Here is a 25,370-nt window from a genome sequence, read left to right as displayed (position 1 = left end):
TCCGAGGAGAACCCGAGTGATACGTCCGTCCCTGCGCGTGCCCGCGCGAAGAACGGCGCCCGCCGTCGTCGCGGCCGCCCTGTGCGCGGCCCTGGTGCCCGCACTGCCCGCCGCCGCGGCCAGGCCGCCCGCCGCGCCGTCGGACGCCAAGCTGGCCGCACAGCCCGCCCGGCACGATCTGACCCGTGAGCAGTTCTACTTCGTGATGCCCGACCGATTCGCCAACGGCGACACCGGCAACGACCGGGGCGGGCTGACCGGTTCGCGCCTGGAGACGGGCTACGACCCCACCGACAAGGGCTTCTACCAGGGCGGCGACCTCCAGGGGCTGACCAGCAGGCTCGACTACATCAAGGGGCTCGGCACCACCGCGATCTGGCTCGCCCCGATCTTCAAGAACCGGCCCGTCCAGGGCACCGGCAAGGACGCGTCGGCCGGCTACCACGGCTACTGGATCACGGACTTCACCCAGGTCGACCCGCACTTCGGCACCAACGCCGACCTCACGAAGCTGATCGACAAGGCCCACGCCAAGGGCATGAAGGTCTTCTTCGACGTCATCACCAACCACACCGCCGACACCGTCGACTACGCCGAGAAGACCTACGGCTACAAGTCCAAGGGCGCCTACCCCTACCTCGACCGCGACGGCCGCCCCTTCGACGACGCGGCGGGCATGGCGAAGGTGGACGCCGACTCCTTCCCGTACAAGCCGGTGAGCGGCGGGGGCAAGACGCCGTCCTGGCTCAACGACCCGACGATGTACCACAACCGGGGCGACTCGACGTACGCCGGCGAGTCCACCACCTACGGCGACTTCTCCGGGCTCGACGACCTGTGGACCGAGCGGCCCGAGGTCGTCTCCGGCATGGAGAAGATCTACGAGAAGTGGGTCCGCGACTTCGACATCGACGGGTTCCGGATCGACACCGTCAAACACGTCGACCTGGACTTCTGGACCCAGTGGGCCACCGCGCTCGACGCGTACGCGGCCAAGCACGGGCGCAAGGACTTCTTCATGTTCGGCGAGGTCTACTCGTCCGACACCGCGATCACCTCCCCGTACGTCACCCAGGGGCGGCTCGACGCCACGCTCGACTTCCCGTTCCAGGAGGCGGCCCGCCAGTACGCCTCGCAGGGCGCCCCGGCCTCGAAGCTCGCCGCCGTCTTCGGCGACGACTACCGGTACACCACCGACAAGGCCAACGCCTACGAGCAGGTCACCTTCCTCGGCAACCACGACATGGGCCGCATCGGGACGTTCCTCAAGCAGGACAACCCGGAGGCCGGTGACGCGGAGCTGGTCAAGCGCGCGGAGCTGGCCAACGAGCTGATGTTCCTCAGCCGCGGCAACCCCGTCGTCTACTACGGCGACGAACAGGGCTTCACCGGCGCCGGCGGCGACAAGGACGCCCGCCAGACGATGTTCGCCTCGAAGACCGCCGACTACCTCGACGACGACGAGCTGGGCACCGACCGCACCCACGCCTCCGACGCGTACGACACGGCCCACCCGCTCTACCGCTCCATCGCCGCCCTCTCGAAGCTGACCCGGGACAACCCGGCGCTGCGCGACGGTGTGCAGACCGAGCGGTACGCCGAGGGCTCCGTCTACGCCTTCTCCCGTACGGACGCGGCGCGCGGCACCGAGTACGTCGTCGCCACCAACAACGGCACCTCCGCGAAGACCGTCGAGCTGCCCACCGGATCCGCCCGGATGGACTTCCGCACCCTGTACGGCGGTTCCGGCACGGTCCGCAGCGGCGCCGACCAGAAGATCACGGTCACCGTCCCGGCCCTGTCGAGCCTGGTGCTCCGCGCCTCCGGACCGCTCGCGGCCCCGGCCGCCAAGCCCTCCGTCACCCTGAAGGCCCCGGCGGCCGGCGCCACCGGCACCGTCGAGATCACCGCCGACGTGGACGGCGGCTCCCTCAACCGGGTCGTCTTCGCCGCCCAGACCGGCAACGGGAAGTGGACCACCCTCGGCACCGCCGACCACGCCCCGTACAAGGTCACCCAGACCATCGACGCCACGACCGCCGCCGGAACGCCCCTGCGCTACAAGGCCGTCGTCGTCGACCGCACCGGCCGCACCGCGAGCGCCACCGCCTCCTCCGCCGCCGGCCAGGCACCCGCCCCCGCCAAGCCCGTCGCCGTCGAGCGCGACTTCGCCGTCGTCCACTACAAGCGTGCCGACGGTGACTACGACGGCTGGCAGCTGAGGTCCGGCGAGACGACCGCCGCCTTCACCGGGCGCGACGCGTACGGCGCGTTCGCCTGGGTCGAGGTGCCCGAGGGTGCCGCCACCGTCCCGTACACCGTCGAGAAGTCCGGAACCGCCGACGGGCCCGAGCGCACCGTGGACCTGGCGAAGACCGGCGAGGTCTGGATCGCGCAGGGCGAGGACGGCCAGGCCGGCACCGCGCCCGACGGCGCCTACCCGGCACAGGACACCACCAAGGCCGTCCTGCACTACTACCGCGCCGACGGCGACTACGACGGCTGGGGCCTGCACACCTGGACCGGCGCCAAGGAGCCCACCGACTGGGCCAAGCCGCTCCAGCCCGTGAAGAAGGACGCCTCCGGGCTCACCTTCGAGGTCCCGCTCGCCGACGGCGCCACCGCGCTCAGCTACATCCTGCACCGGGGCGACGAGAAGGACCTGCCCAGCGACCAGTCCCTCGACCTCGCCACGTACGGCCACGAGGTGTGGCTGCTCGGCGGCCGGGCCGGCTATCTGCTCCCGCAGGCCGGCGGCGTCCCGGCGCCCGACCTCACCAAGGCCGAGGCGCAGTGGATCGACGCGGACACCGTCGTCTGGAAGGTCAAGGCCACCGAGGCCACCAGCCAGCAGCTCGTCTACGCGAGGAACGGCGGCATCTCCGTCGTCGACGGCGCCCTGAGCGACGAGGGCCAGTGGCTGCGGCTCACCCCGTCCGCGCTCACCGACGCCCAGAAGGCGACGTACCCGCACCTCAAGGACTACCCCGCCTTCACCGTCGACGCCCGGGACCGCGACCGCGTCCGCGAGGCCCTGCGCGGCCAGATCGTCGCCACCCAGCGCGCCGCCAACGGCGCCCTGCTCGCCGCCACCGGGGTGCAGAGCGCCGGTGTGCTCGACGACCTCTACGGCGAGAGGGCGAGCGGCGCCGCCCTCGGCCCGGTCTTCCGTCACGGCACCCCCACCCTGTCGGTGTGGGCGCCCACCGCCCGTACCGTCGCCCTCGAACTCGACGGGAAGACCGTCCCCATGCGGCGCGACGACCGCACCGGCGTCTGGTCCGTCACCGGCAAGAAGAACTGGAAGGGCAAGCCCTACCGGTACGTCGTGGACGTCTGGGCGCCCACCGTCCAGAAGCGCGTCACCAACAAGGTCACCGACCCCTACTCCACCGCCCTGACCGCCGACTCCGCCCGCAGCCTCGTCGTCGACCTGGAGGACCGCTCCCTCGCCCCCAAGGGCTGGGACACCCTCCGCAAGCCCGCCGCCGCACCGCTGCGCGACGCCCAGATCCAGGAGCTGCAGATCCGCGACTTCTCCATCGCGGACCCCACCTCGAAGCACCCCGGTGAGTACCTGGCGTTCACCGACACCCGCTCCGACGGGATGAAGCACCTCAAGCGGCTCGCCGACTCCGGCACCGGCTACGTCCACCTGCTGCCCGCCTTCGACATCGGGACCATCCCCGAGAAGAGGAAGGACCAGCAGAAGCCGGCCTGCGAGCTGTCCGTCTACGCCCCCGACTCCGCCGAACAGCAGGCCTGCGTGGCGAAGGCCGCCGCGAAGGACGGCTTCAACTGGGGCTACGACCCGCTGCACTACACCGTCCCCGAGGGCAGCTACGCCTCCGACCCGGACGGCACGAAGCGCACCGTCGAGTTCCGGCAGATGGTCCAGGGCCTCAACGGCGCCGGACTGCGCACCGTCATGGACGTCGTCTACAACCACACCGTCGCCGCCGGCCAGGACGAGAAGTCCGTCCTCGACCGGATCGTGCCCGGCTACTACCAGCGGCTCCTGGAGGACGGCACCGTCGCCACCTCCACCTGCTGCGCCAACACCGCCCCCGAGAACACCATGATGGGCAAGCTCGTCGTGGACTCGGTCGTCACCTGGGCCAAGGAGTACAAGGTCGACGGCTTCCGCTTCGACCTGATGGGCCACCACCCCAAGGCCAACATCCTGGCCGTCCGCAAGGCCCTCGACGCGCTGACCGTTGCCAAGGACGGCGTCGACGGCAAGAAGATCATCCTGTACGGCGAGGGCTGGAACTTCGGCGAGATCGCCGACGACGCCCGCTTCGTCCAGGCCACCCAGAAGAACATGGCCGGCACCGGCATCGCCACCTTCTCCGACCGGGCCCGCGACGCCGTGCGCGGCGGCTCCCCGTTCGACGAGGACCCCGGCGTCCAGGGCTTCGCCACCGGCCTCTACACCGACCCCAACACCTCCACCGCCAACGGCACGAAGGCCGAACAGAAGGCCCGCCTCCTGCACTACCAGGACCTGATCAAGGTCGGCCTCACCGGCAACCTCGCCGGCTACACCTTCACCGACACCTCCGGGAACACCGTCAAGGGCTCCGACGTCGACTACAACGGCGCCCCGGCCGGCTACGCCGCCGTGCCCGGCGACGCCCTCGCCTACGCCGACGCCCACGACAACGAGTCCCTGTACGACGCGCTCGCGTTCAAGCTCCCGGCGGGCACCTCCGCCGCCGACCGGGCCAGGATGCAGGTCCTGGCCATGGCGACGGCGACCCTCTCGCAGGGCCCGGCGCTCTCCCAGGCCGGCACCGACCTGCTCCGCTCCAAGTCGCTGGACCGCAACTCCTTCGACAGCGGCGACTGGTTCAACGCCCTGCACTGGGACTGCCGGGACGGCAACGGCTTCGGGCGCGGACTGCCGCCGGCCGCCGACAACGAGGCCAAGTGGCCGTACGCCGAGCCGCTGCTGTCGAATCCGGCGCTCACCCCGGGCTGCGCGGAGATCAACGGCACCTCGGCCGCGTACCGGGACCTGCTCACCATCCGCGCCACGGAGAAGGACTTCGGTCTGGCCACCGCCGCGCAGGTGCAGGACCGGCTCTCGTTCCCGCTCTCCGGCGCCGGTGAGACCCCCGGCGTGATCACCATGCGGCTCGGCTCGCTCGTGGTCGTCTTCAACGCCGCGCCCGGCACCACCACCCAGAAGGTCACCGCCCTGGCCGGAAAGGACTACGCGCTCCACCCCGTCCAGGCGGCGGGCGCGGATCTTACCGTCAAGAAGGCCTCGTACGAGCGGAGTTCGGGAAGCTTCACCGTTCCGGGACGTACGGTGGCGGTCTTCGCCCTGCGCTGACCGCGACGGGACTACCGTAGGGGCAGCCCGTCGGGGAGAGCCCCACCAGCGCACTCCCCGACGCGCCCCTCCTACTCCACCGGCCGGTTCCGGCCCCGGCACCCGCACCCGCCTCCACGGGCGCGCGGGCCCCGGGGGCCGGGACCGGCCGATCCAGCTGTGCAGCGACGGTGACCATGGCGAGCAACATCCCCGAGGAGACCAACAGCTTCGTCGGACGGGAGGCGGAGCTCGAACTGATCGGCCACGCCCTCTCCGCCGGCCGGCTGACCACGCTCACCGGACCCGGCGGAGTCGGCAAGACCCGGCTCGCCGTCCGCGCGGCCACCCGCGTGGAATCCCTCTACCGCGACGGCGTCCACTGGGCCGGCCTCGCCCCCCTGCACGACGACGAACTCCTCCTGGCCACCGTCTCCGACGCCGTCGGCCTCAGCGACCACACCCTGCGCACCCCCATCGACGTGCTCTGCGAATGGCTCGCCGACAAACAGCTGCTGCTCGTCCTGGACTCCTGCGAACATCTGCGCCCCTCCTGCGCGCACCTCCTGGGCGAGATCCTCACCACCTCGCCCGGCCTCACCGTCCTCGCCACCAGCCGGCGCCCCCTGGACATCAGGGGCGAACAGCGCGTCGACGTGGAACCGCTGCCCGTGGACGGGGCCGGGGCCGCCGCCCTCGCCCTCTTCCGCGACCGCGCGGCCGCCGCAGCCCCCGACACCCCCCACGACCCCGGGGCCGCCGCCGAGATCTGCCGGCGGCTCGAAGGCATCCCCCTCGCCATCGAACTCGCCGCCGCGGCCGTCGGACGCCAGAGCCCCGGCGAGGTCGCCACCCGGCTCGGCTCCCGCCTCGACGTCTTCGCCGACACCACTCTGCTGCCCCGGCGCCACCGCACCCTGCGGACCACGATCGGCTGGTCCCACGAACTGTGCACCCCCGCCCAGCGCCTGCTCTGGGCCCGGCTCACCGTGCTGCGCGGAGACTTCGACGAGGACACCGCCGTCGCCGTCTGCGCCGGCGGGCCCCTCACCCCGGAAGCCGTCCGGGGCGCCCTGCGCGCCCTGGTCGCCCAGTCGGTCGTCGCCCGCGACCGCGACGGCGTACGCCACCGCATGCTCGACAGCATCCGCGAGTACGGCCGGATGTGGCTCACCGAACTCGGCGAGGAGCGCGCCGCCGCCGACCGGCACGCCGCCTGCTTCCTCCGGCTGGCCCGCAGCGCCCACGCCGGCTGGACCGGCGACGACCAGATCCACTGGTACCACCGCATCGCCGAATCCCACGCCGACCTCTGCGCCGCCCTCGACCACCTGCTCGACCACGATCCGGAGGCCGCCCAGGAGATGGCCGGCCGCATCGGCTTCTTCTGGTGCTGCTGCGGCCACCTCCCGCAGACCCGCGGCTACGCCCAGCGCGCCCTGGAACGCGGCCCCGCCGACGGCCCCCACCGCACCCGCGTCCTGTGGGTGCTCGGCATCTGCCAGATGCTCCAGGGCGACTACCAGGCCGCCGAACGCGTCGGCGAGCAGTGCCTGCGGGCGGCCGCCGAGGACGGCACCGACGAGGGCATCCTCGCCGCCGCCTATCTGCGCGGCCTCACCCATCTGATGACCGGCGAACCGCAGAAGGGGCTGCGCGAGGCGGACCGGGTCCTCAGCACCACCGGCGCCGGCACCCCCCTGGAGACCGCCTACCGGCTGCGCTGCCACATGATCACCGTCTTCGCCCTGATCGGCCTCGGCCGGCTCGACGAGGCCGCCGAGGCCGCCGTCGTGCTCCGCGCCGCCTGCGAGGCCAGGGACGAGGGATGGACCCTCAGCTACGTCGACTACCAACTCGCCCTGATCGCGCTCCTCCAGGACCGCGCCGACGCCGCCGCCGCCCACGCCCGCTCCATGATCGCGGGCAAGCACCGCCTCCGTGACCGCTTCGGCATCGCCCTCGGCCTGGACATCCTGGCCGCCGCCATCGCCGCCCAGGGCGAGGGCGCCGAGGCCGCCCGCGTCTACGGAACCGGACAGATCTACTGGGGCATGGTCGGCCACCCCCAGCGCGGCACCCCCGAACTGGGCCCCCTCCGCGAGGCCTGCGAACGCCGCGCCCGCGCCGCCATCGGCGACGCCGCGTACCGCCGCGCCTTCGAACGGGGCCGCTCCGACACCGCGGAGGCGGGACTGGCGCTGGCCCTCCAGGGGCAGTTGCTCTCGTAGCGGGCTTCCACGTGGTGGATCGCGCTTGTGCGGGCCGCCGTCCACGGGGAAGGGTGGGGCGGTCGCATTTCCGCGTCCCATGTTCCGACCAGGAGCCCGCCATGCCGCAGATCACCGTCGACTACTCCGCCGAGCTCGACGACACCTTCGACCGTTCCGGCTTCGCCGGCGCCCTGCACCCCCTGATCGCGGAGACCGTCACCACGAAGACCGCCGCCTGCAAGACCCGGTTCCGCCGGGTCGAGGAGACCGTCGTCGGAGACGCCCCCGAGGGCGACGCGATCGTGCACGTCGACATCGCCCTGCTGCCCGGCCGCACCCCGGAGGTCCTGGCCCGCCTCACCCAGGCCGTACTGGACCTGCTGACCGCCCACATCCGGCCCGCCGAGGGGCTCGCCCTCCACCTCTCGGCGGAGACCCGCGACCTGGACGCGTCGTACCGGAAGCTCTGAGCGGCGAAGGTCCCCGCACGCCGCAACCCGGCGGCGGGGCCGGGGCACTTACCGGGTGAGACCGTCTCCGGAAGGAACCACCCGTGCAGAAACCCAGCCGTCGCGCCGTCGTGGCCGCGGCCGCTCTGATCGCCGCCCTGTCCGCCCCGCTGCCCGCGACCGCGGCGGGCGGGAGGGGTACGCCCGCTCCCGCCTGGGCGAGCGAGGCGGTGCCGTTCACCGACACCACCCTCATGGACGTCGTGCCGATGGGAGGGGGGAGGACCTGGGCGGCCGGATTCACCGTGCGCCAGGAGGGCAAGGTGACCCGGTTCGGACCGGTGGTGGCCGAGCGCTCCGAGCCGGGCGCCGCCTGGACCCCGGTCGCTCAGGCAGCCACCGCCGCCGGGGAGATCAGCAGTCGCGTCAACGCCATGGACGCGAACGGCTCCCGCGATGTGTGGCTCGTCGGCGACGACACCTCGGTCCTCGACGGCCGGGTCTACACGCAGCACTTCGACGGCAAGGGGTGGCAGGTAGTCGCGGCGGACCTCCCGGAGAAGGCCGAGGCCGGCTCCCTGCTCGACGTGGACGCCCGGCCGGGCGGCGCCTGGGCCGTGGGCCTCGCGCAGATCGAGGTGTCGCGTACGTGGAACGAGGCGAAGGGCGGCTGGGTCATCGAGTCCCGGACCGCAGGGATCGCCCGGCACTTCGACGGGACGGCCTGGCGCGACGTCCCGCTCCCCGCACTGCCCGGCGACTACTGGTACCTGAACGCGGTACGGGCCGTCTCCGACCACGACGTCTGGGCGACCGGGTACGACGGCTCCGGCGGAACCCCGCTGCTGCTGCACTACGACGGGGTCTCCTGGGAGCGGGCCGGCGTTCCCGGCGTCACCGACCTTCCCGGCCAGGCCCAGAGCCTCGCGGTGACCGACGAGGGCGATGTGTGGCTGGTCGGCGAGGACTGGTCGCCGGAGGACGGCACGACCCGCGCCCTGGCCGCCCGTCACGACGGCACCGGCTGGCACCGGGTCGCCGTGCCGGACGTGTCCGCGCGGCTCTTCGGCCTGACCGCCCGTCCGGGAGGCGGGATCACCGTCGTGGGCCAGACCCTCGGGGACCGGCGCTCCGCGCTCGCCTGGTCCTGGACGCCGTTCGACCCGGACGCCACCGGCGCGGCCGGTGCCCGGGGACGGTGGAAGGACCTCGCGCCGGCCCAGCCCGCGGGGACGGATCCCTCGGCGCCCCCGGAGAACGCGGCGAACGGGGTGACCGGCGGTCCGGGCGGTCTGACGGTGGTCGGCACCTCGACCGAGGCGGGCGCGGAGCCCCAGCCGTTCGTCTCGGTGCGGCGCGCCGCGAGGTGAGGTCCGCCGGGCCCCGGGCGTTCTCGCGCCGGGGCCCGGCGCACCTCAGGAGCCCTGGCGCGGCACCCGTCGCGCCGGGACGGCCGGGACGGCCGGGACGGCGGGTGCCAGGGCGGAGAGGCGGGTCAGCAGTTCGCCGAAGGGGCCGTCGGCGGGTTCCTGGGAGAGGACGCGGAGCACGATGCCGGCCATCTCCTCGTTGTACGCGGCGCTCACGGCGGCCAGCGCGGCGAAGTCGTGCACGAGCTGGGTCTCCAGCTCCGCGCGCGGAACGCGCCGGCCGTCCAGCCAGATCAGCGCGGTGGACTCGGCGAGCGAGACCCAGGAGCGGACGACCAGCTCCAGCCGTGCGGGCGGGTTCTCGACGCCGAGGTGGGCGAGGATCTGCTCGCAGGCCGCCCGGCGCACCCCGTCGATCATGGCGTTCGCCGTGGAGGAGCCGGCGGCGGGGCCGCCCCGCATGAGTGCGGCGAAGCCGGGGCCGTGCTCGTCGACGAAGTCGAAGAACCGCCCCATCACCCGCAACAACCGGGCGCCCAGGGGGCCTTCGTGCGGTTCCAGGAAGCGGGCCGCCAGTTCGTCGGCGGCCCGCCGCAGCGCCGCCTCGTACAGGCTCTGCTTGCCGGGGAAGTAGTGGTAGACCAGCGGCCGGGAGATCCCGGCGGCGGCCGCGATCTCGTCGATCGACACCTCGTCCGGGGCCCGGCGGCTGAACAACTCCAGCGCCACGCCGATCAGCTGCTGCCGGCGCTCCTCGACGCCCATCCTGCGCTTCACCCGGGTCGTCGTCATGGTCACCAGCGTACGACCCGCTCCCGGCGCCCCCGCTACAGGTCCAGCACCAGCCGCTCGCCCCGGCACCGGGACACGCAGATCAGCATGGAGGCGCGCCGCTCCTCGTCGTTGAGCAGTTCGTCGCGGTGGTCTACCTCGCCCTCCAGGACGCGCTGTTGGCACGTTCCGCAGAAGCCCTGTTCGCAGGAGTACGCCACGTACGGCACTTCCGCGCGGACGGCGGCCAGCACCGACTGGCCGGCGGCGACCGGCACCGTGCGGCCGGTGCGGCGCAGTTCGACCTCGAAGGGCGACTGGTCCGCCGCGTCGCCGTCGCGTGCCGAGAAGCGCTCCAGGTGCAGGGTGCAGCCGGGCGGCAGCGCGGCGGCGACGGCCTCCATGAGCGGTTCCGGGCCGCAGCAGTGGACGGCGGTGCCCTCGGCCGCGTCCGCGAGGGCGGCCTTCAGGTCGGGGTGGCCGGACTCGTCCTGCGGGACGACGGTCACCCGGCCGCCGCCCGCGTCCAGCCGCTCCAGCTCGTCGAGGAAGGGCATCGTGGCCCGGCTGCGGCCCCCGTACACCAGTCGCCAGTCCGCTCCGGCGGCGGCCAGCGCGCGGACCATCGGCAGGACCGGGGTGATGCCGATGCCGCCCGCGACGAGGAGATGGGCCGGGGCCCCGGCCAGCGCGAAACGGTTGCGCGGGCCGTGCACCTCGATCTCCAGGCCCTCCCGGAGCGCGGTGTGCACCTCACGGGAGCCGCCGCGGCCGTCCTCGACCAGCCGGACCGCCACGGTGTACGCCCCGGTGTCGGCCGGGTCGCCGCAGAGGGAGTACTGACGGACCAGGCCGGAGGGCAGCACCAGGTCCAGATGCGCGCCCGGCTCCCAGGCGGGCAGGTCCGGTCCCTCCAGGCGCAGTTGGACGACGCCGTCGGCCGGAGCCGTCCGCGCGGTGATCAGCAGCCGCCGGCCGGCGGTGGAGCGGCGCCGCCGGGCGTGGCCGGATATCGGTTCGTCCAGCGCGGGGAGCGGCCAGAGCGGGGAGCGGGCGATGCGCCGCCGCAGGGCCCGCCGGGTGAGCAGCGCGGCACCGGCCACCGCGGCGACGGTCCGCAGCCGGGGGAGGGGCAGGGAGGTGCGGTTCATCGTCAGGGCGCTTCCGTCGTACGGGCCTCGGCCGCGACCGCGGCGGGCGAGCGGGCGAGGTAGGCGGCGGCCTGGGCCGTGCTTCCCTCCTGCGAGGGGTGGTACGAACGGCTCAGATAGCGGGGTATGGAGCGCAGCATCGCCGGGGTGCTGGGCAGGGTGCCCCGCCGGCCGCTGCGGTAGAACTGTCCGAAGGACGCCTTGCCGTCCAGCAGGCTCGGGTCGTTCTCCATGAAGAAGCGGGCACCGCGCTGCCAGAGGAAGAGCAGGGCGGAGAAGGCCGTCGCCCAGGTCCGCACCCGTCGCCGGTAGCCGCCGTCGACGTGCATGAAGACGTCGAAGGCGACCGAGCGGTGCTCGACCTCCTCGGCGCCGTGCCAGCGCAGCAGGTCCAGCATGGTGGGGTCGGCGCCCCGCCGGTCCAGTTCGTCGGCGTTGAGTATCCAGTCGCCGAGGAACGCGGTGTAGTGCTCGATCGCCGCGATGATCGCCACCCGCTCCATCAGCCACCACCGGCGGGAGCGGCCGGGCGGCAGCGTCCGGTCGCCGAGCAGCTTCTCGAAGAACCAGTCGATCTGCGCGGTGTACGGGGTGGGGTCCAGGCCGAGTTCGCGCAGGTGCGGCAGCACGTCGTCGTGGGCCTGGGAGTGCACCGCCTCCTGGCCGATGAAGCCGATGACGTCCTGTCGCAGCCGCTCGTCGTGGATGTACGGCAGCACCTGGCGGTAGACGTGGATGAACCAGCGCTCCCCGGCCGGGAGGAGCAGATGGAGCACATTGATGGTGTGCGTGGTGAACGGATCGCCGGGCACCCAGTGCAGGGGGGTCCGGTCCCAGGCGAAGGAGACCTGGCGGGCCTTGAGCGCGATCCGCTCCGACGCGACCGCCGCAGGCTGCGTGTTAGACATGTTGTCAATGTACTGAGGGGTAAGCCGGGAGGACAGAGGTCTGCGGCGACTTCCTCGGCCCGCGGGTCCGGCGGACCCGCCCGGCCGCCGGCCGGAGACCGGGGCAACCGCGTGGCGCATCGTTCCGGCCAGTGGCAAGATCACATGCGCACGGTACGGACGGCGGGGGAGGCCGGATGCGTTTCCGTATCCTCGGTGCCCTCGAAATATTCGACGGCACCCGCTGGCGGGGGATCTCCGCCGCGAAACCGCGCGCCCTGCTCGCCGCCCTGCTGGTGCGGCGCGACACCCCCGTACCGACGGACCGGCTGGGGACGGAGCTGTGGGGCGAGCGCGAACCCAGGGCCGCCGCCAACCTCATCCAGCAGTACGTGCTGCGGCTGCGCCGTGAACTCGGGGACCGGGAGGGCCGGTTACTCGTCACCCGGCCGCCGGGCTACCAGGTGGTGCCCGACGGCGAGGACGATCTGGACGCCGCCGTCTTCGCCCGGCTTGGCGCGTCCGGCCGCGCCGCGCTGGCCGCCGGCGAGCCGGAACGCGCGGCGGGCCTGCTCGCGGAGGCGCTCGCGCTCTGGCGCGGCCCCGCGCTCGCCGACGTACCGGCCGGACCGGTCGTGGCGGCGGAGGCGGCCCGGCTGGACGAGCAGCGGCTCGACGTCCTCCAGGCCCGCATCGAGGCCGACCTGGCCTGCGGGCGGCACCGCGCGCTCGTGCCGGAGCTGCGGCAGTCGGTGCGCGAACACCCGCTCCGCGAAGGGCTGTGGGAGCAGCTGATGCTCGCGCTGCACCGGTCGGGGCGGCAGGCGGAGGCGCTCGACGCCTACCGGGAGGTGCACCGGCTGCTCGCCGCCGAGCTGAGCGTCGAACCCTCCGCCCCGCTGCGCGCGCTGCAACAGCGCATGCTCCGCGGCGATCCGGGGCTCGCCGCCCCCGGGCCCGTCCCCCGGCCACCGGAGGGGGCCGCCCGCACCGGACGGGGCCCGGCGCCCCCGCGCCAGCTCCCCGCCGCGGTCAGCGGGTTCACCGGCCGCCGGGCCGAACTGCGGCTGCTGGACGGGGCGTCCGGCGGCGCGGAGCCGGGGGCGGGCCCCGCCGTACGCGTGATCACCGGCACGGCCGGTGCCGGGAAGACCGCGCTGGCCCTGCACTGGGCGCACCGCGCGGCGCGGGACTTCCCCGACGGGCAGCTCTACGTGAATCTGCGCGGCTTCGACTCCACCGCCGGTCCCGTGCCGTCCGGCGAGGCGGTCCGCGGCTTCCTGGAGGCCCTGTCGGTGCCGCCGGAGCGCATCCCCGATCCGCTGGAGGCGCGGGCGGCGCTGCTGCGCACCGAGACCGCGGGCCGCCGTCTGCTGTTCGTCCTCGACAACGCCACCGACGCCGCCCAGGTGCGCCCGCTGCTGCCGGGCGGGGCCGGCTGCGCCGTGGTCGTCACCGGACGCGGCCGGCTGGCCGGTCTCGCCGTCACCGACGGCGCCCGGCTGGTCCGCCTCGACGTGCTGCCGCGCGAGGAGGCGCACGAACTGCTGGTCGCCCGGCTCGGCGCGGACCGCATCGCCGCGGAACCGGAGGCGGCCGCCGAGCTGATCGACCTCTGCGCCCGGCTGCCGCTGGCGCTCGCCGTGACCGCCGCCCGCGCCGTCGGCCGGCCCGGCTTCGCCCTGAGCGCGGTCGCGGCGGAACTGCGCGACACCCGGGGCCGGCTGGACGTGCTGGACACCGGCGAGGGGGCGAGTAGCGTACGCACGGTCTTCTCGTGGTCGTACCTCCGGCTGGACGCCCGCACGGCCCGGGTCTTCCGGCTGCTCGGGCTGTACCCCGGCCGGGACGCCTCCGCGCCCGCGGTGGCCGCGCTGGCCGGGCTGACCGTCCAGGAGGCCGCGGCGGCGCTGACCGCGCTGGCCCACGTCCATCTGATCGACGAGCACCACCCCGGCCGGTACTCCTTCCACGATCTGCTGCGCGTCTACGCGGCGGGGCTGGCGGCGGCCGAGGAGTCCGCGGCGGAACGCACCGAGGCGCTGCACCGCCTCTTCGACCACTTCCTGCACACCGCGCACCTCGCGGGCCGGCGGCTCGCCCCGGTCCGCCGCGCACTGCCGCTGTCGCCCCCGGTGCCCGGCTCCGCGCCCCGCAGCCCCGAGGGGTACGACGAGGCGATGGAGTGGTTCGAGGCGGAGCACGCCGCCCTGCTCGCGGTCGTCGACGCGGCGGGCCCGGCGGGATTCGACGGCCATGCCTGGCAACTCCCGCTCGTCATGGGGGACTTCCTCCATCTCAGCGGCCGCTGGCACGACTGGGCGGCCACCCAGCGCACGGCCGTCGACGCGGCCCGGCGCCAGGAGGACCGGCCCGGGACGGCCCTGTGCCACTGCGAGTCGGGCCGGGCCGCGATCCGGCTGGGACGGCACGAGGAGGCCCGGGACGCGCTGTCACGGGCGCTGGAACTGCAGCGCGAGCTGAACGACCTGGCCGCGCAGGCCCACACCCTGCGCACGCTCGGCTGGTCCTACGAGCAGCAGGGCGACTACCGCGCCACGCTGCGCTGCGTCGAGCAGATCCTCGAACTGGAGCGCGCGGCCGGCAACCGGGCCGGGTGGGGCGGCGCGCTGAACAACATCGGCTGGTGCCACACCCATCTGGGCGACCACGAGAAGGCGCTGGCCTGCTGCGACGAGGCGCTGCGGCTGCACCGGGCGGAGGGCAACCGGCTCGGTGAGGCGTACACCTGGCAGACCCTCGGCGTCATCCGCCGCGCCATGGGCCAGTACACCGAGGCCCTCGACTGCTGCCGCCGGTGCCAGGAGGGCTTCCGCCGGCTCGGCAACCGCTACGGCGAGGCGGTCGCGCTGCGCGACCTCGGCGAGGTCCTGAACACCGTCGGCGACCTCGCGGGCGCGCGCGAGGCGTGGCGGACCTCCCTCGCGCTCTTCGACGAACTCGACCACCCGGACGCGGACGCCGTGCGCGCGCTGCTCAGGGCGGCGGACTGAGCCACCGGGCGCGCCCGGGGCCGTACCGGCCGGCCTGCGGCGGCGGCCCAAAGCGGCGTCAAAGCGGAAGTTCAGCCCGGGGTCGCAGAGTTGCGGCCGTGCCCCGGTGGGTCCGGGGCCCGCTGAGGCCGAAAGCGAGTGGGTTGATGCGTGTCGCGCTCAAGGAGTGCTCCTGGCGGACGGTGGGGGAGGAGCTGATCGTCGTCTTCGACCCCCGTGAGTCGATCACTCTGGAGGACCCCGACGGGAAGGTCGAGGCGCTCCTCTCCGTGCTCGGGGAAGGGCCCCGGAGCGCCCCGCAACTGCGTGACGCGCTCGCCGCCCGGGGCGTCGAGGTCACCGCCGGGGAACTCGACGGGGGACTGGCGGGACTGGCCGGCCTGGGGCTGGTCGAACGCGAGGAGGGCCGGTTCACCGGCGATCCGGCCGTGGACGAGCGGCACTTCTCCAACCTGGCGTTCTTCGGCACCTTCGCGGACCTCGACCGGCACCGCACCGACTTCCTGCGCCGGGTGCGCGACGCGCACGTCCTGGTGCTCGGTGTCGGAGGCGGCGGCTCCTCGCTGGTGCAGTGCCTGGCGGGACTGGGCGTCGGCCGGCTGACGCTGCTGGACCACGACCGCGTCGAGACCCGCAACTTCGCCCGGCAGTTCCTCTACCGGCACGAGGACGTCGGCCGCTCCAAGGTCGAGCGCGCCGCGGCCTGGGTGCGCGCCTACGACCCCGACATCGAGGTGCGCACCGTCGACCGCTGGGTCGCGGGCCCCGAGGACCTCGCCGACCTCACCGACGGGACCGATCTGATCGTGGGCGGCCTGGACGGCCACCCCGACGCGGGCCTGTGGGTGAACGAGGCCGCCGTCCGTGCCGGTGTGCCGCTGGTCGTCGGCGGCGCGACCCGCACGCTGCTCTCGTACATGTCCGTCGATCCGGGCCGGAGCGCCTGCCTGGCGTGCGAGTTCGCGCGGGGGCCGGAGGAGGGCACCGGCGCGGCGGCCGCGGAGGACCTCGTGCACGGGATGCGGACCACGAACCCGCTCATCGGCCCGGTGGCCATGCAGATCGGCTCACTGATCGCGCTGGAGGGCCTGCGCCATCTGACCGGGTTCCAGGAGCCGGTGGCCGCGGGGGCCAGGATCCGGCTCGATCTGCGCGAGGGACTGGCGGCCGAACGGGTGCCGTTCCCCGACGTGCCGGACTGCCCGGTCTGCGCGCTGGCTCCCGTACGGGTGGCCGCGGGATGAGCGGGGCGGACGGATCCCCGGGGACGACCGTGCGGCTGCGCCCGCTGAGCGTGGTGCCCGAGGGGGAGGACGAGGTCCTGGTCGGCGACCCGGAAACGGGGCGGTTCGTCGCCATTCCGAAGGTCGGGGGCGTGGTCGTCGAGGCGCTGACGCGCGGGGCGACGATCGCGGAGGCCGCCGCCGAGGCCGAGGAGTTCGCCGGACAGCCCGTGGACGTGCCGTCCTTCGTCGGGGTCCTGCGCGAGCTCGGATTCCTCGACGAGGGGCAGGAGAGCACACCGGTCCGCTCGGCGCCCGTCCAGGGCGGACGGTGGCTGGACGGGGTCCGGCAGGAGGTCGCGCGGCCCTTCTTCGGCCCGGTGGCCTGGAGCTGCTACGCCGCGTGCGCGGTGTTCGCGCTCGCCGTGTTCGTGTTCCGGCCCGGCCTCTTCCCCGATCCGGCCACCGACGCGTTCGTCGTCGACGACATCGGCCTCGGCAGCCTGATCCTCGTGCCGCTCGCCACGGCCGCCACGGCGGTGCACGAGCTGGGCCACTGGTTCGCGGCCCGCGCGCTCGGCCTGGGGGCCCGGTTCGGCATGGACCGGCGGATGGGCTTCCTGCTGGTCTTCGAGACCGATCTGACCCAGCTGTGGACCGTGCCGCGACGCAAGCGGTACGGGCCGCTGCTGGCCGGCCTCGCCCTCGACGCGGTGCTGCTCGCCGTACCGCTGGCGGCGCGGCTGCTGATCGACACCGGGACCTGGGCGGCTTCGGACGGACTCGACACGGTCCTCGCCACCTGGATCTACGTGAAGCTCACCGCGATGCTCTGGCAGTGCATGGTCTTCCTGCGGACGGACCTGTACGCGGTGCTGGTCAACGCGCTGGGCTGCCGCAATCTGTGGCAGGTCACCACCCTGATGCTCCGGCGCTCCGCCGGCCGGCTGGACGCCGCGGGCGCGGCCGAACTGGCCGACGCGCATCCGGTCGACGTCCGGGCCGGGCGCTGGTTCCGCTGGGTGCGGCTCTCCGGAGCCGTGCTGACCCTGGTCTGGGCGGCGCTCTTCCTGGCGCCCTTCGCCCGGGAGGTGCTGCGCTGGGCCGCCGGCCGGCTCGGCACGGGCCCGGCCACCGGACCGTTCTGGTGGGCGCTGCTGTGCACCGCGGTCTGTCTGACCCCCTTCGTTCTTCCCGCGGCCCTCGCGGTCCGTGAGCGCGTACGACGGCTCACGGCGAGGAGCTGAGACCCCCGCGGGTACCGGTCCACCCCGGCCCGGCGCACCGCCGGCCCGGGGGACGTCATCCAGTCACGAGGAGGTGAATCGCATGGAGATCAAGGTCCGCAAGGTCGAGGACGTGAAGGCCACGGGGCTCCAGGTCTGAACGGCCCGCGGCGGCCCTGCCGCCGCACGCTCCTGATCCGCCGGAGCGCGGTGCGGGAGCGGAACACCCGCCGGGGAAGGGGAGGAACGCCGGTTCCTCCCCTTCCCCCGTGCCCGCGCTAGCGCAGCACCCCGACCCGGCTGCCGTCCGCCAGTTCGCCGTCGAGCCGGGCCCGGTCGCCCGCGCGGGCCGGCACCGCGAGCAGCCGGCCGCGCGCCCGTGCGCTCACCCCGCCCGAGGCGGTCAGCGAGGCGAACTGCTCGCTGCCCGCGGCCAGGACGTACCACCGCCCGGTGCGCGATTTCCACAGCACACCGGCCAGCGCCCGGGGCGTACGCGTCCCGCAGGCGGGCGAGTCCTCGGCGCGGGCCGCGACCGCACCCGGCGGCGGGGCCGCGCCCGGACCGGTGGGCAGCGGCTGGAACAGGGCGAGGACCCGGCTCCCGGTGCCCCGCCAGGTCTCCGCCCGGGTGCACAGCCACTGGGCCGAACCGCTGCCCTCGGGGAGCCGCTGGCGGGCGTACACCCAGGAGTTGACCGCCCGGACCCCGTGCGAGCTCACCGCCGGAAGCAGACAGGCGGTCCGCGCCCAGCTCTCGTGCTCCGCGCGCCCGGAGACGTCGTGGGGGTGCGCGGGCGGGCCGGAGGTCAGCCGGGCCGGGGCGAGTTCGCCGAGATCCGTCACCAGCCGCACCGCCCCCGGCCCGGCCAGCTCCAGCGCGGACCAGGACGTGCAGCCGGAGGCGTTCACCGGGCTCGGCAGCGCGTCCGTGACCCCGTCGGCGGTGCGGTGCAGGCCCCGGGGCGCCCGGTCCGGGGCGAGCAGGTCCCGCACCCGCACCCCGCGCACCCAGGGCGCGGTCAGATACCGGACCCCGCCGCGCCCCCGGTCCACGACCAGCGCGCCCGAGGCCGCCGCGTCGGCCCCGTCGACCCGGGCGAAGTCGAGCGCGGCGCCCGCGGAGCCGGCCGCGCGCGGCTCCGCGTACCGCACCACCCGCAGCCCGTCGTGGAACAGCACCACACGGGAGGCGCCGACCTCGCCCGCGTAGAGCAGTTGCGGCGGTCCCATCGGCGGGCCCTCGGGGGTGCGCGGGGTCGCCGAGGTCCGCACCCCCTCGCCCGGACGCGCCCAGACCGCGAGCGCCCGCCGCAGGAGCGCGGTGTCGTCGGCGCGGTCGCCGCGCGTGGGCCAGGCGGTGAAGTCCGTACGGGCCGAACGCCGCCAGAAGTCCGCCGGGACCCGGAGCAGCGCCGCCGGGTCCAGGGCCTTCTCGGCGGCGGGGTTGCGCGCGTACGGCGGCGCGGCCGGGGCGCTGTGGCCCCAGCCGTCGCCGGGCAGCCCGAGCAGCGCCCCGCAGACCAGCAGCGCGGCGAGCGCCACCAGACCGGCGCGGGCGTACCGCCGGCGGCGCGGCAGATCGGGCGGGCGGGCCTGGAGCGAGCAGGCGTCGAAGCCCGGGGAGGCCAGCAGCGCCGCCGGCGAGGCCACCCCGTCCGCCTCGGTCAGCGCCGCGTGCGGGTCCGCCACGCCGGCGTCGGCCAGCTCCCGGCGGATCTCCCCGTCCGCGAGACCCTCCAGACCGCGCAGCGCGAACGCCGCGCGCGCGGCCCGGCTGACCTCCGACAGCTCCTGCTCCAGGGCCAGTTGGCCGGCCCCTCCGGCGTGGGGGAGGAGCCGCAGACCCCAGGCCAGGGGCAGGACGGGCGGCAGCGGGACGAGCCGGGGGCGGTGGCCCGGCCCCTCGCCGCGTCCGGCCGCAAGGGCGCCCCGCACCACCCGGCTCCGCACGTACGCGTACCCCGGATCGGCCGGTGCGGACCGGCCGGGGCGGCGCGGCGGCGGCAGCACCCCGCCGTGCGCCGGACCGGCGCGCAGCGCCGCCTGGAGGGACCGCTGGGCCAGGGCGTGGGCGGTGAGCACCCGCCGGTCGCGGTCGGGTGCCTGGGGCAGGATGAGATAGCCGAGCCGGACCAGGCGCGGATAGTGCTCGACGAGCGCGGCCCCCGGCCGCTCCGCGCCGGCTGAGGATGGCTCTGGCTGTGGGCGCACATTCAGCAGAACGAGCGAATCGTGCGATGGTCACCCCGGGCGGCGGGTCCGGGAGAGGACAATCCTCAGGCGAAGGCGGCGAGTTGGGGGTCGACGGGGGCGCCCGTCATCCGGTTGGCCAGGGTCGAGACGGTGTACGCGCCGATGCCGAGGGTCACCTCCAGGGCGTTGCGCGGGGTGTAGCCGTGGGACAGGAACGCCGCGAGCGCGGCGTCGTCCACGGCGCCGGTCGTCTCGATGACGGCCAGGGTGAACGTCCGTGCGGCTTCGAGCCGTTCGTCCGGGAGCGGGTGGCCCTCGCGCAGGGCGGCGACGAGTGCGGCGTCGGCCTCCAGCGCCGCGAGCCGGGCGGTGTGCATCGCCACGCAGAGGTGGCAGCCGTTGCGGGCGGCCACCGTCATGATCAGGACCTCGCGGGAGAGCGGGTCCAGGGTCGTCGACTCGAAGAGGGCGCTGAGCCTGAGGAAGCCGTTCAGCGTCTCGGGCGAGGTGGCGAGCCGGGCGACCCCGACGGGCAGGTAGCCCTGCTTCTCCGTCACGGAGGTCATGGTCGGACGGGCGGCGGGCGGGGCGGTTTCGGGCGTGTGGTCGGGAAAGCGGGTCGCGGACATGGGTGTCCCCTCTCGCGGTAAACTCGACAACGTGATTGACGAAAAAGTAAACCAGGTTGTCGAGTTTCGCAATGGCTGAGCCCGCCGGAGGGACGTCCGGCGCGGACCCGGCCGGCTTCGAGCTGCCCCTGCTGCTGTTCGCCGGCTTCCGGTCGGTCATCGACGCCCTCCACGCCGAACTGGCCGAGGAGGGGCACGCCGGCCTCAGCCCCGCGCACGGCTACGCGCTCCAGGCGGTGGGCCTCGCCGGATCGACCGCCGGGGAGATCGGCCGCCGGCTCGGCGTCTCCAAACAGGCCGCCGGCAAGACCGTCGAGAAGCTCGAAGCCCTCGGATACGTCGAACGCCTCGACGACCCCCACGACGGCCGCCGCAAACTGGTCCGGCTCTCCCCGCACGGCATCGACATGCTGACCCGGTCCGCCGAGGGCTTCGACCGGCTCCGCGCCGCCTGGGTGCGCACCCTCGGAGCCGACCGCGTCCGCGCCCTGGAGGACGATCTGCGCACCATGGCCGGCGCGGACGCCCACCGGCTCGACATGGCCGCCTGGTTCAACGGGTGACGCGGTGGCGCGGAGCGGGGCCTACGCCTTGCCCCGGTCCAGATAGGCGAGCACCGCGAGGACGCGGCGGTTGTCGTCGTCGGAGGGCGGCAGACCGAGCTTCCCGAAGATGTTCGAGGTGTGCTTGGCCACCGCCCGCTCCGTGATCACCATCTGCGAGGCGATCGCCGCGTTCGACCGGCCCTGCGCCATCAGCTCCATGACCTCCCGCTCGCGCGGCGTCAGCCCGCCCATCGGCTCGTCCTGCGCCCGCCGGCTCAGCAGCTGGGAGATGACCTGCGGATCCATCGCCGTGCCGCCCGCCGCGACCCGGCGGACCGCGTCGATGAACTGGTCCGCGTCGAAGACCCGGTCCTTGAGCAGATAGCCGATCGCCCCGTTGCCGTCCGCCAGCAGCTCGCGCGCGTACAACTGCTCCACGTGCTGGGACAGGACGAGCACCGGGAGCCCCGGCCGCGCCCGCCGGGCGGCCAGCGCGCACTGCAGCCCCTCGTCCGTGTGGGACGGCGGGAGCCGGACGTCGACCACGGCGACGTCCGGCTGCAACTCCGCGAGCGCCCGGGTCAGTTCGGGCCCGGTCTCGACGGCGGCCGCGATCTCGAAGTCGTACGCCTCCAGCAGGCGGACCAGGCCGTCGCGCAGCAGGAAGAGATCTTCGGCTAGGACAACTCGCAAGGGATCTCCATGGTCACCATGGTGGGACCGCCCGCGGGACTGCTGACGGCCATGACGCCGTCGAATGTACCGAGTCGCCGTTCGATTCCGCTCAGCCCGGAACCCGCCCCGGCCTCGGCCCCGCCCCTCCCGTTGTCGGTCACCGAGATCCGCAGCATCCCCTCCGCGTGGTGCATGTCCACCCAGACCCGGTCCGCGCCCGAATGCTTCGCCGCGTTGGTCAGCACCTCGCTCACCGCGAAGTAGGCCGCCGACTCCACCGGGGCCTCGGCCCGGCCCGCCAGCTCCACGTCCACCTCGGTCGTCAGCGGCAGCCTCAGCGCCAACGCCCGCACCGCGTCCCCGAGTCCGCGCTCGGCCAGCACCGGAGGGTGGATGCCCCGCACCAGATCGCGCAGCTCGGTGAGCGCCTCGGCCGAGGACTCCCGGGCCATCGCCAGCAGCTTCTTCGCCTGCGCCGGGTCCTTCTCGACCAACGCCTCGATGGCCCCGAGGTTCATGCCCATGGCGACCAGCCGGGCCTGCGCCCCGTCGTGCAGATCCCGCTCGATGCGCCGCAGCTCCGAGGCGGCCGTGTCCACGGCCTCGTGCCGCGTCTCGGTCAGCCGGTCGACGCGCAGAGCCAGTTCCTGCTCCTGGGTGGGGGCGAGCACCGAACGGGCGAGCACGAAGTGGGCCCGCAGCAGCGGTCGGCTCAGCGCCACCCCGACCGCGAACAGCACCACTCCGAGCCCGGCGGCCATCAGCCCCGTCGCCTGGCTGTCGACCGGCACGAACGCGTACCAGTACCGGTCGTCCGTGAACACCCGCCACAGACCGGCCGCCAGGACGAAACCCTCCACCGGGTAGGCCATCAGCACCGCCGCCAGCAGCGCCACCACCGCGCCCGCCGTCATGTCCACCAGCATCCAGCGCATGTCCCGCCAGGTCGCCGGGTCCTTCATCAGCAGCGTCGTGCGCTCCACGTACCCGGTGAACCCGCTCCGCAGATCCTTCGGGAACGGCCGGTACGGCACGGGGATCCGCACGTCCGACCAGGTGATCGCCAGCAGCCGCCGCTGATTGGCGTGCCTGCGCACCGCCGCGACCAGGTACGGAGTGGTCACCAGGCCGATGCCCAGCGGAATGAGCGAGATGGACACCAGCGTCACCGTGAACAGCGTGACGGAACCCGCGAGGGCGGTGAACGACAGCACCAGTCCGCGCCACGCGGCCAGCAGCGCCGCCCGTATCCGTCCTCCGATGGCGTTCATGAACCACTCGCTTCCCCTCGTCGGGCCGCCGTGCCGGCCCGGTGCGCACCCAGTCTGACCCGGGCCCCGCCCCCGGCGTCAGCCGGTCCGCCACCCGGGCGGGGTGTACCCAGCACCACCCCCCGGACCTCGCCCTACGGCACGGGCGGGTGGGGGCCCCGGCGGCTGGGGCGGCGGACCGGCGATTCCTAGATTCGAGGAGTCAGGTCCGACGTACTACTTCAGGGGGCGACACCGCCATGAGGCGAAACCTCGCGGCACGTATCGGTGTGTGGAGCGCACACCATCGCAAGACGGCCGTTCTCGGCTGGCTGCTCTTCGTGGTTCTGGCCGCGGGTCTCGGCGGCGCGTCCGGCATGGTCGAGATGACCGACGCCGAGAACGGGGCCGGGGACTCCGCCCGAGCCGAGAAGATCCTCGCCGACGCGGGCCTCGGCCACCGGGCCGGCGAACTGGTCATGGTGTCGTCCGACCGCCCCGACGGCTGGCGGAAGGCCGCCGCCGACCTGGCCACCGCCCTCGACCGCACCGGCGAGGTCACCGACCTCGCCCCGCCCGTCGCCTCCGGGAACGGCAAGGACGGGCTGATCACCTTCTCGATGAAGGGCGACCCGGACACCGCCGCCGACCGGGTCCAGCCGGTCCTGGACGCCGTCGCCGGCGTTGCGGAGGAGCGGAACGACGTCACCGTCCGCCAGTTCGGCGACGCCAGCGCCGGCAAGTGGCTCGGCGACCTGCTCTCCGACGACTTCAAGAAGGCCGAGTTCACCGCCGTGCCCCTCGCGCTCGGCATCCTGCTCGTCGCCTTCGGCGCCGTCGTCGCGGCCCTGCTCCCCGTCGGCCTCGCCCTCACCGCCTGCATGGCCGCCTTCGGCCTGCTCTCGCTCGCCAGCCACCAGCTGCACCTCTTCCAGACCACGTACTCCGTGATGTTCCTGATGGGCTTCGCCGTCGGCGTCGACTACTGCCTGTTCTACCTGCGCCGCGAACGCGACGAGCGGGCCGCCGGGCACGACGCCGAGACGGCGCTGCACATCGCCGCCGCGACCAGCGGCCGCGCCGTGCTCGTCTCCGGGCTGACCGTCATGGTCGCCATGGCCGGGATGTTCCTGTCCGGGCTGATGCTGTTCAAGGGCTTCGCACTCGCTACGATCCTCGTCGTCCTCATCGCGATGCTCGGCTCCGTGACCGTGCTGCCCGCCCTGATGTCCTGGCTCGGCGACCGCGTCGAGGCGGGCCGGATCCCGCTGCTCAACCGCCGTGCCCGGCGCGGCCGCAAGGAGAGCGGCCGGGTGGCCGGACGGCTGCTGCGCCCGGTGCTGAACCGGCCGAAGCTCTTCGCCGTGGCCTCCGTCGCCGTCCTGCTCGCCCTCGCCGCGCCCGCCGTCGGCATGAAGACCGAATCACTCGGCCTGGAGAAGCAGTTCGGCTCCGACTCCACGCTCTCCGTCGCCTACCGGGAGATCAGCGAGACCTTCCCCGGCGGCCCCGCCCCGGCCCAGGTGGTCGTCGAGGCCGACGACATCGCGGCACCCGCCGTCCGCACGGCACTGGCCGGATTCCACGGAGTGACCGTCCACCGCGCCGAGAACGTCGCCGAGTTCGAGGTCCCCCTGCCCGACGGCGAGGACGGACTGCGCGAACTGCGCGAGAAGCGGCTGCCGGCCGCCTTCGACGGCACCGGGGCGCACGCCTACGTCACCGGCGAGACGGCCGGGTCCGTGGACTTCAACGACCAGCTCGGACGCGGCATCGTGCCGGTGTTCCTCTTCATCGCCGCGGTGACCTTGCTGCTCATGCTGTTCTGCTTCCGCAGCTACGTCGTCGCGGTCACCTCGATCGTCCTCAACCTGCTCTCCGTGGCCGCCGCCTACGGGGTGATGACCGCGGTCTTCCAGCACGGCTGGGGCGCCTCGCTGATCGGCTCCGAGGGGGTCGGCGCGATCGAGTCCTGGATGCCGCTGTTCGTCCTCGTCGTCCTGTTCGGACTCTCCATGGACTACCACGTCTTCGTCGTCTCCCGGATCCGCGAGGCCCGACTGCGCGGCCTGTCCACCCGCGAGGCCATCGACGAGGGCATCCGGCGCACCGCGGGCGCCGTCACCGGCGCGGCCGTGATCATGGTGGCGGTGTTCTCCGTCTTCGGCACGCTCTCCATGCAGGACATGCAGCAGATGGGCGTCGGCCTGGCCGTCGCCGTCCTGCTCGACGCCACGGTCGTCCGCATGGTCCTGCTGCCCTCGGTGATGGCGCTCCTCGGCGAACGCAACTGGCGCACCCCGCGCGCCCTGACCCGCCTCCCCGCCCCCGACCACGGCGAACCGGCCGTCGCCGCGCCCGCCCCGTCGGTGCGCGTCTGACCCCTCCCGCCCCCCCGGACGGCGAAGGGGCCCGGTTCCGGACACTCCGGAACCGGGCCCCTCCTTCGTGC

General features: G+C 74.1%; 16 protein-coding genes. 9 read left to right on the top strand and 7 right to left on the bottom strand.

Annotation, left to right across the window (positions count from 1 at the left end; translation table 11 throughout):
- Window positions 1-16 precede the first annotated feature (16 nt).
- The 4 genes from pulA (at window position 17) to ACZ4FH_RS13125 (ending at window position 9,352) form a co-directional block, all read left to right on the top strand.
- Window positions 17-5,341 (top strand): pullulanase-type alpha-1,6-glucosidase, encoded by a 5,325-nt coding sequence (gene pulA / locus ACZ4FH_RS13140; protein WP_467304379.1) that lies wholly within the window; start codon window positions 17-19, stop codon window positions 5,339-5,341.
- 176 nt (window positions 5,342-5,517) lie between these two features.
- Window positions 5,518-7,551, top strand: a complete 2,034-nt coding sequence (locus ACZ4FH_RS13135) for an ATP-binding protein (protein ID WP_467304378.1) — start codon at window positions 5,518-5,520, stop codon at window positions 7,549-7,551.
- Window positions 7,552-7,652: 101 nt separating this feature from the next.
- Window positions 7,653-8,003: a 5-carboxymethyl-2-hydroxymuconate Delta-isomerase gene (locus tag ACZ4FH_RS13130; protein ID WP_467304377.1), complete on the top strand. Its 351-nt coding sequence runs from the start codon at window positions 7,653-7,655 to the stop codon at window positions 8,001-8,003.
- 83 nt (window positions 8,004-8,086) lie between these two features.
- Window positions 8,087-9,352 (top strand): hypothetical protein, encoded by a 1,266-nt coding sequence (locus tag ACZ4FH_RS13125; RefSeq protein WP_467304376.1) that lies wholly within the window; start codon window positions 8,087-8,089, stop codon window positions 9,350-9,352.
- A gap of 45 nt (window positions 9,353-9,397) precedes the next feature.
- Here ACZ4FH_RS13125 and ACZ4FH_RS13120 read toward each other — a convergent pair whose 3' ends face one another.
- From ACZ4FH_RS13120 to ACZ4FH_RS13110, 3 genes are all read right to left on the bottom strand, one after another.
- Entirely contained in the window at window positions 9,398-10,117 is a 720-nt protein-coding gene (locus ACZ4FH_RS13120; protein WP_467304459.1) for a TetR/AcrR family transcriptional regulator, read from the bottom strand.
- Window positions 10,118-10,179: 62 nt separating this feature from the next.
- On the bottom strand, window positions 10,180-11,259 hold the full coding sequence (locus tag ACZ4FH_RS13115) for a PDR/VanB family oxidoreductase (protein ID WP_467304458.1): 1,080 nt from the start codon (window positions 11,257-11,259) through the stop codon (window positions 10,180-10,182).
- Between the two features lie 17 nt (window positions 11,260-11,276).
- Window positions 11,277-12,182, bottom strand: coding sequence for a metal-dependent hydrolase (locus ACZ4FH_RS13110; RefSeq protein ID WP_467304374.1), 906 nt, complete (start codon window positions 12,180-12,182; stop codon window positions 11,277-11,279).
- Window positions 12,183-12,358: 176 nt separating this feature from the next.
- Here ACZ4FH_RS13110 and ACZ4FH_RS13105 point away from each other — a divergent pair, with 176 nt between their 5' ends.
- The 3 genes from ACZ4FH_RS13105 (at window position 12,359) to ACZ4FH_RS13095 (ending at window position 17,645) form a co-directional block, all read left to right on the top strand.
- The gene (locus ACZ4FH_RS13105; RefSeq protein ID WP_467304373.1) at window positions 12,359-15,175 is read left to right on the top strand and encodes an AfsR/SARP family transcriptional regulator; all 2,817 of its coding nucleotides are present in this window, start codon (window positions 12,359-12,361) and stop codon (window positions 15,173-15,175) included.
- A gap of 146 nt (window positions 15,176-15,321) precedes the next feature.
- Entirely contained in the window at window positions 15,322-16,419 is a 1,098-nt protein-coding gene (locus ACZ4FH_RS13100; RefSeq protein WP_467304371.1) for a HesA/MoeB/ThiF family protein, read from the top strand.
- Window positions 16,416-17,645 (top strand): hypothetical protein, encoded by a 1,230-nt coding sequence (locus ACZ4FH_RS13095; RefSeq protein ID WP_467304369.1) that lies wholly within the window; start codon window positions 16,416-16,418, stop codon window positions 17,643-17,645. Before ACZ4FH_RS13100 ends, ACZ4FH_RS13095 begins: the two co-directional genes overlap by 4 nt.
- Window positions 17,646-17,902: 257 nt before the next feature.
- Here the strand turns inward: ACZ4FH_RS13095 and ACZ4FH_RS13090 are convergent, their stop codons facing one another.
- A complete protein-coding gene (locus tag ACZ4FH_RS13090) occupies window positions 17,903-19,837 on the bottom strand; it encodes a hypothetical protein (protein ID WP_467304368.1) in 1,935 nt (644 codons plus the stop codon).
- 65 nt (window positions 19,838-19,902) lie between these two features.
- Window positions 19,903-20,448, bottom strand: coding sequence for a carboxymuconolactone decarboxylase family protein (locus tag ACZ4FH_RS13085; RefSeq protein WP_467304367.1), 546 nt, complete (start codon window positions 20,446-20,448; stop codon window positions 19,903-19,905).
- A 71-nt stretch (window positions 20,449-20,519) separates the two neighbouring features.
- Here ACZ4FH_RS13085 and ACZ4FH_RS13080 point away from each other — a divergent pair, with 71 nt between their 5' ends.
- Complete coding sequence (locus ACZ4FH_RS13080; RefSeq protein ID WP_467304366.1) at window positions 20,520-21,011, top strand: MarR family winged helix-turn-helix transcriptional regulator; 492 nt, start codon at window positions 20,520-20,522, stop codon at window positions 21,009-21,011.
- 21 nt (window positions 21,012-21,032) lie between these two features.
- Here the strand turns inward: ACZ4FH_RS13080 and ACZ4FH_RS13075 are convergent, their stop codons facing one another.
- Both ACZ4FH_RS13075 and ACZ4FH_RS13070 read right to left on the bottom strand, forming a co-directional pair.
- Window positions 21,033-21,686 (bottom strand): LuxR C-terminal-related transcriptional regulator, encoded by a 654-nt coding sequence (locus ACZ4FH_RS13075; RefSeq protein WP_383632287.1) that lies wholly within the window; start codon window positions 21,684-21,686, stop codon window positions 21,033-21,035.
- Entirely contained in the window at window positions 21,671-22,939 is a 1,269-nt protein-coding gene (locus ACZ4FH_RS13070) for a sensor histidine kinase (RefSeq protein WP_467304365.1), read from the bottom strand. Before ACZ4FH_RS13070 ends, ACZ4FH_RS13075 begins: the two co-directional genes overlap by 16 nt.
- A gap of 239 nt (window positions 22,940-23,178) precedes the next feature.
- Here ACZ4FH_RS13070 and ACZ4FH_RS13065 point away from each other — a divergent pair, with 239 nt between their 5' ends.
- Entirely contained in the window at window positions 23,179-25,299 is a 2,121-nt protein-coding gene (locus tag ACZ4FH_RS13065; RefSeq protein ID WP_467304364.1) for an MMPL family transporter, read from the top strand.
- Window positions 25,300-25,370 lie beyond the last annotated feature (71 nt).

This window comes from Streptomyces sp. NPDC024555, assembly GCF_055559335.1.
Note: the sequence above shows the minus strand (reverse complement) of the source record. Positions and strands in the feature narration are given on the sequence as shown.